General features: G+C 29.3%; 13 protein-coding genes. All 13 read right to left on the bottom strand.

Annotated elements, in window-relative coordinates:
* Window positions 1–506 precede the first annotated feature (506 nt).
* Complete coding sequence (locus tag J2Z25_RS02160; RefSeq protein ID WP_209737965.1) at window positions 507–1,160, bottom strand: HAD family hydrolase; 654 nt, start codon at window positions 1,158–1,160, stop codon at window positions 507–509.
* Window positions 1,161–1,302: 142 nt separating this feature from the next.
* The gene (locus J2Z25_RS02155; RefSeq protein WP_209737962.1) at window positions 1,303–2,586 is read right to left on the bottom strand and encodes a sigma-54 interaction domain-containing protein; all 1,284 of its coding nucleotides are present in this window, start codon (window positions 2,584–2,586) and stop codon (window positions 1,303–1,305) included.
* A gap of 164 nt (window positions 2,587–2,750) precedes the next feature.
* Window positions 2,751–3,971: a YgeY family selenium metabolism-linked hydrolase gene (locus tag J2Z25_RS02150; protein ID WP_209737960.1), complete on the bottom strand. Its 1,221-nt coding sequence runs from the start codon at window positions 3,969–3,971 to the stop codon at window positions 2,751–2,753.
* Window positions 3,972–4,167: 196 nt separating this feature from the next.
* Window positions 4,168–4,746, bottom strand: coding sequence for a molybdenum cofactor cytidylyltransferase (mocA, locus tag J2Z25_RS02145; protein ID WP_209737958.1), 579 nt, complete (start codon window positions 4,744–4,746; stop codon window positions 4,168–4,170).
* Window positions 4,747–4,831: 85 nt separating this feature from the next.
* Window positions 4,832–6,193: an 8-oxoguanine deaminase gene (locus J2Z25_RS02140; protein ID WP_209737956.1), complete on the bottom strand. Its 1,362-nt coding sequence runs from the start codon at window positions 6,191–6,193 to the stop codon at window positions 4,832–4,834.
* A 54-nt stretch (window positions 6,194–6,247) separates the two neighbouring features.
* Complete coding sequence (gene xdhC, locus J2Z25_RS02135; RefSeq protein WP_209737954.1) at window positions 6,248–6,721, bottom strand: xanthine dehydrogenase subunit XdhC; 474 nt, start codon at window positions 6,719–6,721, stop codon at window positions 6,248–6,250.
* Entirely contained in the window at window positions 6,714–7,595 is an 882-nt protein-coding gene (gene xdhB, locus J2Z25_RS02130; RefSeq protein ID WP_209737952.1) for a xanthine dehydrogenase FAD-binding subunit XdhB, read from the bottom strand. Before xdhB ends, xdhC begins: the two co-directional genes overlap by 8 nt.
* A gap of 12 nt (window positions 7,596–7,607) precedes the next feature.
* Window positions 7,608–9,899 carry a xanthine dehydrogenase molybdenum-binding subunit XdhA gene (gene xdhA, locus J2Z25_RS02125; protein WP_209737950.1) on the bottom strand — a complete coding sequence of 764 codons (2,292 nt, stop codon included), beginning with the start codon at window positions 9,897–9,899 and terminating at the stop codon, window positions 7,608–7,610.
* 147 nt (window positions 9,900–10,046) lie between these two features.
* Window positions 10,047–11,807, bottom strand: coding sequence for a sigma-54 interaction domain-containing protein (locus tag J2Z25_RS02120; RefSeq protein WP_209737948.1), 1,761 nt, complete (start codon window positions 11,805–11,807; stop codon window positions 10,047–10,049).
* A gap of 188 nt (window positions 11,808–11,995) precedes the next feature.
* The gene (locus J2Z25_RS02115) at window positions 11,996–13,351 is read right to left on the bottom strand and encodes a uracil-xanthine permease family protein (protein ID WP_209737946.1); all 1,356 of its coding nucleotides are present in this window, start codon (window positions 13,349–13,351) and stop codon (window positions 11,996–11,998) included.
* 311 nt (window positions 13,352–13,662) lie between these two features.
* Window positions 13,663–15,018: a uracil-xanthine permease family protein gene (locus J2Z25_RS02110; RefSeq protein WP_209737945.1), complete on the bottom strand. Its 1,356-nt coding sequence runs from the start codon at window positions 15,016–15,018 to the stop codon at window positions 13,663–13,665.
* A 427-nt stretch (window positions 15,019–15,445) separates the two neighbouring features.
* Entirely contained in the window at window positions 15,446–15,790 is a 345-nt protein-coding gene (locus J2Z25_RS02105; RefSeq protein WP_209737943.1) for a hypothetical protein, read from the bottom strand.
* 28 nt (window positions 15,791–15,818) lie between these two features.
* On the bottom strand, window positions 15,819–16,043 hold the full coding sequence (locus J2Z25_RS18510; RefSeq protein ID WP_242959478.1) for a hypothetical protein: 225 nt from the start codon (window positions 16,041–16,043) through the stop codon (window positions 15,819–15,821).
* Between the last annotated feature and the right edge of the window lie 112 nt (window positions 16,044–16,155).

Raw genomic sequence — 16,155 nt, 5'->3', positions numbered from 1 at the left:
TGATACATTAGAGTATAAAAAGAATTTGCAATTTACCTACATAAAAAAAAGCTTTTAAAATGTATACCTTAGTAGTATATATTTTAAAAACTAATATATATTGCCATAATTTGAAGCCATTTATTTACATATATATTCATTTTATAATATAATTATAATAAAGAATAATATTTCGAGGTGAACTTATGAAATTATTCCCTTATTGCAGCAATAAGCCCAAAAAGATTGATATAATTTTAATAACTCCTCTAATATAAAATGGTCAAAATATAAGTGATAGCTATTAATTCTTTATAACTACCACTTAATTTTGAAATTTATTTAATCTTTTAATTTATTATAAATGAAATCTATTTTTTCGCTCATTTCTTTATTTTTCAATTTAATACCTCTAAATTTCTTAATCAATTTATATATTAATATTATAATACCAAATAGTAAGAAGAAATTAATAATAGTTGCAGTATTTATCTCGATAAATACTGCTCATATAATTTCTCCCTTCTTTATAGCACTAGCTCGCTTAACTCGCTAACACTTGTTAAATAATAATTTGAATTTTCTTTCATAAATTCAATTATTTCTGGTATTACATGAGACCAACCAGCACTTGCAAAGTCTACCTTACAAGCTTTTGCCATATCTAATCCTGGCTTCAAGTCATCTACTACTAATATATCTTCATTATTTAAATTAAATAACCTCATAGCTTCCTCGATTGGAAAAGGATTTGGCTTTCTCTTACCTTCTTCAATATCCCATCCAAATATTTTATCTGGTACAACTCCACAATTAATCTTATAATCTCTTTCAATTTGTTTGCTTTCTGAATGGGAAGCAACACAAATAATTCCCCCTAAATTCTTAAATTCCTTTATCAATTTTGCAAAACCAGGATAAAAATCTGGAATTTTAGATTTTGTATAGCTAGTCCATACTTTATATTGATATTCTTGCTCTTCTTTACTAAACTTTAATACATCCTTACATAATTCAGAAAATCCAGGACTAAAACAATTATGGACAAACTCTTCTAAAGTCAATAATTTTGTATTAGGTCTTAGTACTTTAAGTGCTTCAACAAATGATGGATAATGTATATTGGGGGTACTCATAGTAACTGTATCATCGTGATCTAAAATTAAACATTTATATCTCATTAACAAGATCCTTCCTTAAGTGTTATTCATTTGATATATATTAAATAAAAAACTATTTATAAAATACTATAATTATTTTATATAGAATAACGTATTTTCTTTATAATTAAAAATATAATAAACAGTATACTATGAAATATTTTCAACTTTTTCTATATAAAGTAGCTAAACCTATTCCAAGTTTTTTAGCAGCCTTAGATTTTCCTTTAGTATCATGACCGTATTTTTCTAAAGCATAATTTATATATCTTTTTTCTAACTCCTCTAAAGTTATAAAATCTCCATCTACAATTTTGTCTAAATCGGTTTCATTATGTCTATTATAATAATCTACTATATTATCAGGAAGTATGCTGCATGTTATCACATTATCTTCATCTACTAAATTTATCATAAATTCCACAGCATTTTGTAACTCTCTTATATTTCCTTCCCATGGATAGTTTTTTAATTTTTCTATAACATCGTCTTCTATATAAATTTTTTCTAAGCTATAGGTAGCACAATATTTATCTATAAAATTTAGTACTAACTGCTTTATATCTTCTTTTCTTTCTGAAAGATTTGGTATTTCTATTGGTATTACGTTTATTCTATAATAAAGATCCTCTCTAAACTTTTTTTCTTTTATCATTTCTTTAATATCTTTGTTAGTTGCAGCTATTACTCTTATATCCAAATTTATCATTTTATTGGAACCTATTTTGACAAACTTTCTTTCTTGAAGAACTCTAAGAAGCTTTACTTGTAGTGATAAAGGCATATCTCCTATTTCATCTAGAAATATTATTCCTCCATTGGCAAGTTCAAACTTACCTATTCTACCACTATTACTTGCTCCACTAAATGCTCCTTTTGCATAACCAAATAATTCACTTTCAAGTAGTGCCTCTGGTATAGCTGCACAATTTATAGCTATAAACGGCTTATTCCTTCTATTGCTTTGTGAATGTATAGCTCTTGCTATAACTTCCTTACCAGTACCACTTTCTCCTGTTATAAGCACTGATGAAGTTGAATTTGCTATCTTTATAATTTTCCTTTTAATATTTTGCATAGCCTCTGATTCGCCAATTATAGATTCTAATTTTATTTCTCCCCATACATTATTTTTAATTATATTATTACATTTATCTTTTTTACAAATCTTATTTAATATAATAATATTTTTATAGTTGTATGAATCAAAATCAACTTCTAATAATTCTCCTATACCGTCATAATCAATCCCTTTAGCTTTTATCCCAATTTTATTAACTTCTGGATCTTTCCCTATAGATATTTCTACTTTTTCTAAATCAATACTTTGGATATTTAAGGCTTTTCTTACGTAATTGTTTGCATAAATTACTTTGTCGTTAGAATTTAAAATTATAATTCCATCGCTTATTTTATTAGCTATGTCTTCAATAAACTTTTCTTCCATGCTATCACCTTTTGTATTATATTATTGATTGTCATATCCTCTCACACTATTATGTTACCATTTTTCCCTTGGTCTTACAATTATTATAATCATAAAAAAAGAAGCTTAGACTTATAAAATAACCTTATTATAAGCTTATTTTATATCTAATGCTTCATTTTAATTTATTTATTAATTATTCTATTCATATAAATTGTCGGAATCAATGCATACATAGCTGCTGCCTTTACCATTTCACTCTTCCAGGTTCTTTCATTTGGTGCATGAGCTTGATCCTCATGACCTGGGCCAAAACCTATACATGGAATACCATATCGCCCCATTATAGAAACACCATTAGTTGAAAATATCCATTTATCTACAATAGGTTCTACCTTAAATAAGCTTCTATATGTTTCCATAAGTGTCTGACATACTTCATGTTCTTCAGGTATAACCCATGTTGGAAAATATGCTTGTGTTTCATAAGAAAGCCCTGTATAGGATTCTCTATTATAATTATACATAGATACTTGTGCTTCTGCCTTTTTTACTGAAGGTAACTCTTTAATTTGATTTATTGCAAATTGATAGGTTTCTCCATCTGTTAATCTTCTATCTATAGAAATACTACATCCATCTGCAACAGCACATCTTGAAGGTGATGAGTAAAATATTTCAGATACAGTTAATGTACCTTTACCAAGAAAATCATTGTCCATAAGATCATTATCTAAATTTTTTAATTCATTCAATATTGGGGCCATCTTAAATATTGCATTTTCTCCTCTTTCTGGAGCTGATCCATGGCAACTTATTCCATTAGTACTAACCTTTATTTCAACTCTCCCTCTATGTCCCCTATTTATATTACATGAAGTAGGCTCTGTTATTACTACAAATTCTGGCCTTATATTATCCTCATTAATTATATATTGCCAACAAAGCCCATCACAATCTTCTTCTTGAATCGTACATGTTATAAGTAAAGTATAGTCGTTTTCTAAATTTAAATCCTTAATTATTTTTCCTGCATAAACCATGGCTACTAATCCACCGCCTTGATCACTTGCTCCTCTTCCTAAAATTATCTCTGCATCTTCATCACCTTCGTATGGGTTATAATTCCAAAGGCTTGGATCTCCAACACCTACAGTATCAACATGTCCATCCATAGCTATTAAATGATTTCCTGTTCCAATATAAGCTAGAATATTACCCATTGGATCTATTTCCACTCTATCAAAACCAACCTTTTCCATTTCTTCTTTTATTCTCATTATCTTAAGCTCTTCATTACAACTTTCGCAAGGTATGGCTATTATCTCTCTTAAAAAGTCACTCATATCTTCTTTGTATTTCTCAGCACATTTCATGACCTCTTCAGATATAAACCTATAATCCATCTTGGTTCCCTCCACCTTAATCTCTAAAGATATATATATTTATGTATGAAGCATATTTTATGCCAAATATTTCATTAAAATAATAATAACTTATTATAAAATTTCATTATAATAAGTAACCCTTCATATATAAACTCAATAATATTATTTAAGCAGTTATCAAAATAATAATTTCTATCATTTTGATAACTGCTTATTATTCCTCTATATTTGTAATGAATTTTTTATAGTCATCCATAGTATCAATATCTTGAAGAAATAAATCATTATTTATATCTACATATATAACTTTACTATTATTACTTTTTATTACTTCTCGACCTCCAACATCCCCTTTTAATGCCTCTAATTCATCTTTTAAAAATTTAGGAAAAATGACAGGACTCCCTGTTTTACCTTTTACCCTAGGTATTATTATATTATCTTTAAGTCTTATAGATGCAGTTATTAATTTATTTATAGAACTACTATCTATAAATGGCTGATCTCCACAAAAAAACATAAAGTTTTGACTTGCATTTACCTTTGTTAATCCAGCCTTTATAGACTGGCTTTGTCCATAAGTAGCAGATTCATTTTTTATTACCTGTATTTCTTCTCTAATTCCAATCTCAATAACGTTGTCTTCTCTTGCAACTAGAATTATATTGGAAATATCACTTTTCTTTATTTCTCTTATAATCTTTTGGAGGATTACTTCTTCTCCAATATTCATTAACAATTTATTTTTCCCCATTCTTCTACTAAATCCAGATGCTAAAATTATTCCATTCATACATCCCCACACCTTTATTCTTAAGTAAGCGCTTCCATATAATAAATTTATTTAATTTACTTTATAAAGAAATTTTATATATTCATTATATTTTAGCAAATAAATTTTCCACTGCTTTTCTAGCTTTAAAAACAGTTTTTTCTTCATCTATTGTAGTAAGCTTACCATCTTTCACAACTACTTTCCCAGCTATTATAGTATAATCCACAGGTGCTTTGCATCCTACTGTACCTAGTATTGATTTCGGATCATATTCTGCACCTATAAATTCTATCCTATTAGAATTTATCATAAATAAGTCAGCAGCCTTTCCAACTGAAAGTTCTCCTAAATCTTTTCTTCCGAGAACCCTAGCACTTCCCTTTGTCGCTAATTTTAATATATCATAACCTGTTGGTGCTTTATTACTCCAATTCAATCTATGAAGTAAATAGCAAACTCTAAGTTCTTCTAAAAGGTTTGATCCATCATTACTTGCACTTCCATCAACAGCTAACCCTACTGGGACATCTAAATTTATCATTTCTGGAATTCTTGCTATTCCTGATGATAATTTCATATTAGAAATCGGGCAATGTGCTACACCAGTTTGAGTCTTTGCTAAAACTTTAAGTTCATCTGTATTAAAATGAATTCCATGAGCATACCATACATCATTTCCGATCCAATTAAGAGTTTCCATATATTCAAGAGGTCTCATATTAAATCTTTCAAGAGTATACTTTTCTTCATCCTTTGTTTCTGCTAAATGTGTATGAAGCCTTACATTATATTTTCTAGCTAAAGCTGCACTTTCTTTCATAAGTTCAGCTGTAACATTAAATGGAGCGCATGGTGCTAAAGCAACTTGTCTCATAGAAAATTCATTTGCATCATGATATTTTTTTATTATTCTTTCAGAATCATATAAAATCTTATCCATTTTTTGAACAACTGAATCTGGTGGAAGTCCTCCATCTTTCTTGCTTAAATTCATGCTTCCCCTTGAAGCGTGAAACCTAATTCCAAGCTCTTTAGCTGAATTAAATTGTTCATCAATAAGAGTTTCTTCAGCTTTTTCTGGAAAAAGATAATGATGATCAAAACAGGTTGTACAACCGTACTTCATTAATTCTCCCATGCCAACTAAAGAACTGTACCTTACTGATTCAGAAACTACACCTTTCCATATTTCATATAAGGTAGTTAACCAATCAAAAAGCTCCATATTTTGAACTTGTGGTAAATTTCTAGTAAAGGTTTGGAAAAGATGATGATGACTGTTTACAAGTCCTGGATAAACATACATATCCTTTGCATCAATTACCTCATTTGCCTCATATACATCATTTCCTATATATTTTATAACTCCATCTTCAATATATAAATTTACATTTTCAAATAAATTATCTTTCTCGTCACATGTCACTAAAGCTTTTATATTTTTTATAAATAAGGTATTTTTCATAATAACCCCTCCAGGCTTTATAAATTAATTAGCTTTAATTTACTTTAATTTTATTTATTCTTCTAAAGATTTTTTTGTTGCGTTAAATATCTTTTGATATCCTGTACAACGACATAAATGTCCTGAAATTTCTCTCTTTATTTCTTCATCAGTAAATTTCTTACCACTATTTACAAGGGAAGTAGTTGTAAGGACTAACCCAGGAGTACAAAAACCACATTGTACTGCACCCTCTTCTATATATGCTTTTTGCACCTTTGAAAGTTCTCCATTTTTCTCTACTCCTTCTACTGTTAAAACCTCTTTCCCATCTGCCCAAACAGCCATATATATACATGAGTCTATTGGTACTCCATCTACCAATACTGTGCAAGCACCACATTCTCCAACAGAACAACCTCTTTTTACTCCTGTATAATGTAATCTTTCTCTTAATACATCTAATAAAGTTTCTCTTATATCCACTTCTAGACTATGCTTTTTTTCATTAATTGTAAGAGTTATTTTCTTCATAAATTCATTACTCATTAACTACACCTCCAGCCCTTTTAATTACCTCTAAGATTCCTCTCTTAGTTAATTCTTTTATCAAATGTTCTCTAAAATCCTTAGAACCTCTCCACGAATTTCTTGGTTTAGCATCTAGTAATGCTTTTTCTGATATTTCTATAATATTTTTCATATTTATTTCAATGCCCCTTGCAAAATCTTCTGCTTTTAAGCATCTTACTGGAGTTGGTGCTGCTACCCCCAAGGATATTCTTAAATCATTAAATTTATTATTTTCAATAGCTCCAACTACAGATACACCTAACATTGCTATATCCATAGCCTTTCTATTACTAAATTTTATATAATTTCCTTTATATCCCTTATAATCTTCTTTTCTTATTATTATCTTTATTAATATTTCATCTGGAAAAATACTAACCTTACCTGGTCCCAAATAAAATTCTCTTATCGGCACTATTCTTTCTTCATTTTTTCTTCTTAACAAAAGCTGTGCATTTAAAGCAAATAATGTTGTTGCACTATCTGCTGAAACTGCCCCGTTACACACGTTTCCACCAATAGTTGCCATATTTCTCACTTGTGGTCCACCCATAGATACTGCTGCTTCTGATAATACATATATATTTTCGTTTATTATTTCATTTCTAAATATATCTGTAAAAGAACACATAGCTCCTATTTCTATATCCTCATTCTCATTTAATTGTATTGCTTTTAACTCTTCTATATTTCTTATACTTAAAAGCTCGATTCCAAGCATATCACCATGGTGTAATTTTATTAACACATCTGTTCCACCAGCAATAATTTTTATATTTTCTTTATTATCTAAAATATCTAAAGCTTCTTCCATAGTTTTAGGTTCATAAATATTACTTATATCAAACATGTCTCTTCCTCCTTATATTAGTCCAAGTTCTTTAAATTTCTCAAAAACTGACTGAGGATTCATTGGAATTTTATTAAAGGCAACTCCTGTTGCATCTAATACAGCATTACGTATTGCTGGTGCTGGTGATATTGTTGTATTTTCACCAAGAGATTTTTGACCAAACCCAGCTGCTGGTTCAAATTTTTCTACAAATGCAGAGCCTATATTAGGAGTATCCATTATTGTCTGTAATTTATAATCCAATAAATTATTATTTAATGTTTTTCCTGTTTTTTCATCAAATAACATTTGTTCTGAAAGTGCATATCCTAATGACATGCTAACTCCACCATGCACTTGTCCTTCTGCTAATTTATGATTCATTATTATGCCTGAATCATGCACATTATAAATTTCTAATACTTCTATTTGTCCAGTTTTCATATCTACTTCTACTTCTACAAAAGTTGTACCATATGCTATTGCATTACTTCTAACGTTTACAGATGTATCACTTGTTATAGGTGCAGATTTTATTCTGTCATAAAATGATTCCATAGCTATTTCTTCTAATGAACAAACAACCCTTCCCAATTCCTTTTCAATAATATTACAATTTTCCATATCTAATGCTTCTTTATCTAATCCACATTTATCGCTTGCAAATTGTAAAACCTTATCCTTAACCTCTAAAGCGGCCTTTTTAACAGCTGCACCTGATACAAATGTTTGTCTTGATGCGTAAGATCCAGTATCGAAAGGTGTTATATCAGTATCTTGATTACTTATAACATGTACCATATCCAAAGGAAGCCCTAACACTTCTGATACCATTTGTCCAAATACAGTATCACTGCCTTGTCCTATTTCAGTAGCTCCAATTTGTAGTTGAACTGATCCATCTTGGTTCATAACTATTCTTGCTCCAGCAGCTTCTAATGAAACCGGATGTGTACCACTAAAATAACTAAAGCACGCCATTCCTAGACCTCTTCTTTTATCACCAGTTTGATTCTTATATAAATCTTTCTTTTTATCCCAATTTATTAACTCTTTTCCTTTTTGAATACATTCCCGAAGTGCAAAAGCTCTAGCAATATTTTTGCTAACTGGCTCTACATATCCTTCAGTAATTAAATTATTTAATCTAAATTCTATTGGATCAATATTTAATTCTCTTGCTATATCTTCAACATGACTTTCAAGAGCAAAAAACATTTGTGGTGCTCCATATCCTCTCATTGCACCTGCTACTGGTAAGTTTGTGTAAACTGTTTTCGGACTATATTTAATTGAATTAAAGTTATATAATGGTCTAAATTTTCCACCTGAACTCATAGTTACTGAATGTCCATGTGAAGCATAGGCTCCATTATTAACTAAATTTTCTACAGATGTTCCAAGTAGCTTACCATCTTTTGATACTGCAGTTTTAAATTTAAATTTCATAGCATGTCTAGTTCTACTGTCTATAAAACTTTCCTCTCTGCTTAAAGTATATCTAACTGGTCTACCATTTGCAGCTAAGCTCATTGCTACTGTTAGCGGTTCCAAAACTACATCTTGTTTATTCCCAAAACCGCCTCCAATATAAGGCTTTATTACTCTTATCTTTCCCCAAGGTATTCCAAATGCTTGTCCTACCACTCTTCTTACTATATGAGGTATTTGTGTAGATGAAACAACTATAATTCTTCCTTCACCATCAACATATGCATATGCACTATGATTTTCCATTTGACAATGCTGTACTATACTAGTTTCATAAATACCTTCAAAAAATTTATCTGCATTTTTAAAATCTTCATCTACATTTCCTGATTCTGACCCCATTTGACTTAAAATATTATTAGGTCTTTCTTCATGTATAACTGGTGCGCCTTCTTTTATTGCATCTTCAGGATTTATAATATGAGGTAAAACTTCATATTCAACCTTAATAAGTTTTAATGCCCTTTCTGCAATGACTTCATCTTTTGCTACAACTGCTGCCACAGCATCTCCAACAAATCTTGCCTTATCTGTTAGTATAAGTCTATCTTCGATATCTCTATGGCTAGCTTCTAAGGACCAGGGATGGCCAGCTGTAGAAAACTTTATATTTGGCAAATCTTTATATGTTATTATGGCTTCTACTCCATCCATTTTTTTTGCTTCGCTCACATCTATATCTTTTATTTTTGCATGCGCATAGGGACTTCTCAGAACCTTTCCAATAAGCATATCCCTTTCAAAAAAATCATCAACATACTTTGCCTTTCCCGTAACTTTAGCAACTGCATCAATTCTATTTACATTGCTTCCTATTACTTTATAAGTCATTTTACACCTCCAAAAATACTTTTTGTAACTGTTTACAGAAGTAGATTATTTAATAATATTACTTTTGTAATATGCTGTCAATAATTACTTTTTATGTTTTTATTATAAGAGTAAAAAATTTTCAAATTAATTTTTTACTCTTACTTACTATTTTAATAATCTGTACTCGTCAATCTTTCTATATAATGTTGCTATCCCAATTCCTAATTTTTTAGCAATCATCTTCTTATCTTCTGTTGTTGTACCATAAATATCTAATGCTTTTTTTATTTCCATTTCTTCTAATTCTTTAAGAGGAACAATTTCACTGCTATCTAATCTTCTTTCAACTTTTTCGCATAATAAAATATTCTTAGGTATAACTTCTTTATCTATTATTCCATCTACTCCTATCATATTAACTATAAATTCTATAGTATTTTCTAACTCTCTAACATTTCCTGGCCAAGAATATCTATAAAAAGCCTTCTTTACTTCTTCTGTCATCACTATATTTTCAAAACTCTTATCCAATAAATTTGTATATTTATTAATAAAAAATTCTATTAATATCTCAATATCATCTATTCTTTCTCTTAATGGAGGAATTTCAAAAGGTATTACATTTAATCTATAATATAAATCTTCTCTAAACTTATTTTCCTTTATTAATTCCTTTAAATTTTTATTTGTTGCTGCAATAACTCTTACATCTATATCAATTTCTTTATTTGAACCAACCCTTGTTATTTTTCTCTCTTGTAGTACTCTTAGTAGCTTTGTTTGAAGATATATTGGCATATCACCAATTTCATCTAAAAAAATAGTTCCCTTATTGGCAAGTTCAAATTTTCCAATTTTACCCATAGGGTCTGCACCAGTAAATGCACCTTTAACGTATCCAAATAATTCACTTTCCAATAAAGTATCTGGAATAGCACCACAATTTATTGCAACGAATGCCTTCGCTTTTCTATTTCCTTCATTATGTATAGATCTTGCAAACACCTCTTTACCAGTACCACTTTCCCCAGTTACTAATACCGTTGAAGTTGATAAAGCTATTTTTTTTACTTTTCTTTTCAAGTCCTGCATTATCTTAGTTTGTCCTAAAATATTTTCTGTCTTTATTACATTTTTTATATTAGTATATTCTGATATATTATCCCTAAATCCTTTATAGTCCCTAAACATGAAAATTTTATCAAACTGATTATCATTTAGTCCCATTGGAAAAATATTACCTATAAATTGAAAGGATTGACTTCCAATATATACTTTATATATTTCCATCTGAAATAAGCTATCTCCTGTAGGCTCAATAGACACCTTTGATATAAAAAAATTATCAACATGTTTAATTAATTCTACACCTTTAGAATTTATATGTGTTACTTTATCATTTTTGTTTAAAACCATTACTCCTTGATCCATTTTATCTATAATTAAATTTAATGATTTTACTACTACATCTTCCCTTTTTCTTTGAAAATCTTCATATGCTGCTGTACTTATAAATTCAGCTATTTGTTCCATAAAAGCTTTATAATTTTCAAATCTAGCAAGTATCTGATCTTTTTGCTCTTTACTAAAACAAACCAAGCCTATAACACCAATAATTCTTCCTTGAAACTTTATTGGTGTACTCATTTCAAATAGTTCTTCACATTTTCCTCTTTTTATACAACTACTACAAATAATATCTTTTCCTGGTTCAGTTATAGCTTTAAATTCTCCAGATTTTAAAACTTCTCTATATGCATATCCTTGCTTTGATATATCTTTATCTATTCTATTTCTATAAGCTCCTGTTGCTGCAATTCTTATTAAATTTTCATCAACCACTTCTACATCAACCATTAATATTTTTTCAACTATATTAATATATTTCATTACAGCACCTTGAATTTCTTTCAATATAGACGACATACCATAACACCTCTTTTATCTTTTATATAACCATGTATTTTACTTATATTATATTATTCATAGCAATTCTTATGCCATTATTTTACTAATTATATAATTATAATATTTTACTATGTTATTGCCTTAAAATATATTAAAGGCTATGCATAAAAATTCTACTTTTTTATGCATAGGCCTTATTAATCAAATTATCCTTCTATTTTATTTCTTTCATTCTCTTCATCTTCTATAGTTTGCTTTGGCAAAATAGAATTTAACAGTATTACTACTATAGTTGTTATTACAACTGGTGAACTTCCAAAAACCATACCCACTCCACTTGGAAATGCATCTAAAACTCCTGGAACTTGTGTTACTCCCATTCCAAGAGCAACAGAAAGACCAACAATACTCACATTTCTGCTTGATAATTCATCTTTAATTATTATCTTAATACCAGTCATTGTAATCATTGCAAATACAATAACAGTTGCTCCACCTAAAACACTTTGAGGTATTGTTGTAATTAAAGCTCCAAATTTAGGTATAAATCCTGCAATTAACATAAATAAAGCTGCTATAGCTACTACAAACTTACTAATAACCTTTGTCATAGCAACTATGCCAACATTTTGACTATAAGTTGCAGTTGGAAGCCCTCCGAAGAAAACCCCTATTACACTTGCTATTCCACTTGCTATTATACCGCCAGAAATCTCTGTATCTTTCGCATCTCTACCCAGTCCACCTTCTGTTATTGCCGAAAGATCTCCTACAGCCTCAACAGAATTAACTATATATATTACGCTAATAGATATTATTGCAGAAGGTACAAATTTAATTCCAAAATGCATTGGAGTTGGCATTTGTATCCAAGAAGCTTCCATTATCGGTGTAAAGTCAACTCTTCCTAATGCTACTGAAAAGACATATCCTACAACAATTCCAATTAAAATTGAAGCTAATTTAGCATACCCCTTAGTAAAGTGATTACAAAATATCACTACTATTAATGTAAGTATTGCTATCCCCCAATTAATTGGAGAACCAAAATCACTTACACCAGAGCCTCCAGCCATATATCTTATAGCTGTTGGATATAAAGATAATCCTATTGAAAACACAACAGTTCCTGCGACTAATGGTGGAAATAACTTTCTCATTGGCTTTAAAAAAGCTCCAAATAATATAGCTACAAATCCACCAACTAATTGAGCTCCAAAAATAGCTTCTATACCATAAGCCATCCCTATTGCAGTTAAAGTTGGTACATAAGTAAAACTAACCCCAATTACCATTGGTAATCCCGATCCTATTTTCCAAAAAGGATATAATTGTATCAACGTTGCAATTCCTGCCAAAAAGAATGATGCTTGCACTAAGAGAGTTGTATCGCTTACTCCAAGACCCGTAGCTCCAGCAACTATAAGTGCTGGAGTTACATTCCCAACTATCATAGCAAGTAAGTGCTGTAAAGACAACGGCATTGTTTTCTTTAATGAAGGTACCCCATCTAAATCAAAAATCGAAGTGCTTCCAGCCCTATTTTTTCCCAATTGTAACATAATAATATATTCCCCCTCATGTAAATTTATTAATTTAAACTCAATACATCACTCGAGAATATATGATAATTATCAACTTAAAAATTTCTTCTCATATTGATAATAACCCTATTCTTATATATCTTTAGTAATAATTTCTATTACTTGCAATATTCATTACTATATAAGTATTTAAAAATTTGTAACTACAATAGAAACTTTAATTTCCTGGTATTAAAAATAAAATAAACTCATAAACTCATTTAAATTATAATAATTTTTAAAAATTAAAGACTATATATAAGGTTAGATTTTATATATAGTCTTTTACTTTAGCTTTCTATTTTACTTCTTTCATTATCTTCGTCTTCAATTGTTTGCTTTGGTAATATTAAATTAAGTAATATTACAGTAATTGTTGTAATTACTACTGGTGAGCTACCAAACACCATATTTACCCAACTAGGAAAAGCATCTAAAGCTCCAGGAACTTGTGTTATCCCCATTCCAAGAGCAACCGAAAGTCCAACCACACTTACATTTCTACTTGAAAGTTCATCTTTGATAATCACTTTTATTCCTGTCATCGTTATCATTGCAAATACAATAATAGTTGCTCCACCTAAAACACTTTGAGGTATTGTCGTAATTAGAGCTCCAAACTTTGGTATAAAACCCGCAACTAACATAAATACAGCTGCTATCATAATTATATACTTACTTACAACCTTAGTCATTGCAACAATTCCAACATTTTGACTATAAGTAGCTGTTGGTAAACCACCGAAAAATGCTCCAATTATACTAGATACTCCATTTGCCATTATTCCACCTGATAGTTCTGTATCCTTTGGTTCTCTACCTAATCCACCTTCTGTTGTAGCTGAATAATCTCCAACAGCTTGCACAGAATTAACTATATAGATTATTACCATAGATATTATAGCTGAAGGTATAAACTTAATTCCAAAATGCATTGGTGTTGGAACTTGAATCCATCCTGCATTGGTAATTGCTGTAAAATCTACTCTTCCAATTATTATAGAAAAAATATATCCTACAATTATTCCAATTAAAATAGACGCCAATTTTGTATATCCCTTAGTAAAATGATTACAAAATAAGACTACAACTAAAGTAACAATAGCTATAGACCAATTTATAGGAGATCCAAAATCCTGTGCTGAAGCTCCACCAGCCATATATTTTATTGCTGTAGGATATAATGATAACCCTATTGTAAATACCACAGTTCCTGCTACTAATGGTGGAAATAGTTTTCTTAAAGGCTTTATAAATGCACCTACTAATATAGCTGCTATACCACCTATTAATTGGGCGCCAAATATAGCCTCTATTCCATAAGCTGATCCTATAGCTGTTAAAGTTGGTACATACGCAAAACTTATCCCCATAACAACTGGTAGTCCTGAGCCCAACTTCCAAATAGGATATAATTGCATTAATGTTGCAATACCAGCCATAAACAATGAACATTGAACTAGTAAAGTCTTATCACTTAAATCCATCCCTGTAATACCTGCAACTATAATAGCTGGAGTTACATTTCCTACTATCATGGCAAGTAAGTGTTGTAAAGACAATGGCATGGCTTTCTTTAATGATGGTACCCCTTCTACATCAAATATTGAAGTGCTCTTCTTATTTCTTTTACCCATCTCTAACATATGATATATTCCCCCTCATGTAAATTTTAAATTTAAACTAAATACATCACTCGAGAATATATAGCTATTATCATATTGAAAAAGCATTCTCATTTTGATAATAGTTCTATTCTTTTATATCACTTAAGTAATCGTTTAAATTTTTCATATTATTTTCACATAGCTATATGTTTAATTATTTGTAACTTAAAAGAGCCTTTAAAGTTTCACTTACTTTTAAAGCAATAAGTGTGCCAAACTTTAATAGGCTCTTAATTTACTATATTCTTCTTTTTCCCCTTATTTTTACTATATAAATAATTTCTTATCCATTATTATTACATATAAATATTAAAATGATAATCCTAATTTCTTATAAATGGTATATTTACTATTATAGATTTATCAATTCGAGTATATCAATTTAATAATTTTTATCATAATGATATTACCAAATTACCTCATGTTCTATATTAAACTTTATTAACAATCTATATATTAAACTTACCATATTCCACATATTCTCTGTTTCGTCTTCACAATCAATTATTAAATATGCATTTTTACCTTCAGTATAACACTCAACTATTATATCGTATCCTTCATCAATAAAATAATTTTCTAATATTTCAGCAAGATTGTCCCCTTTTTCATATAGATAACTTTCCCCTAATTTCAGCTCTACAACATAATTTAATTTTACAATGTTATAAAGATGTAAAAGTTTCTTATATGTAGTATTAATAGTACTTAATTTTTTCTTTTTGAAATTCCCCTTAATTCGCTGTCTCACTTCTTTTCCCTCACCATATAATTAATATTTAATTATTAATTTGCTTTTCAATCTTTTTATCTTCTATATAAGATACTATTATAGAAGATATCATGAAGAAAATTCCTAAATACAAAATAGGTCTATTATCTTCAATAGGACATGCTCCCACAGGTAAATCCTTTCTTACTTCATATATTTTATAAAAACCATATAAGCTTACAACCATAGCTATAGCAAATAGTATATTTGATACTTTAATTATTTTTTTCACTATTATTTTCACCTTTCGTAAAGACTTTATAAAAATATAATTATATTGTAACATATTTATGTAATTTCGTGAATTTTTTTGTATCATTTTCAAATATCTTATATGCATCACT

It is taken from the genome of Clostridium tertium, from assembly GCF_017873245.1.
In the GTDB taxonomy this organism is placed as follows: Bacteria; Bacillota; Clostridia; order Clostridiales; family Clostridiaceae; genus Clostridium; species Clostridium tertium.
This window is presented reverse-complemented; position numbering and strand designations above follow the sequence as displayed.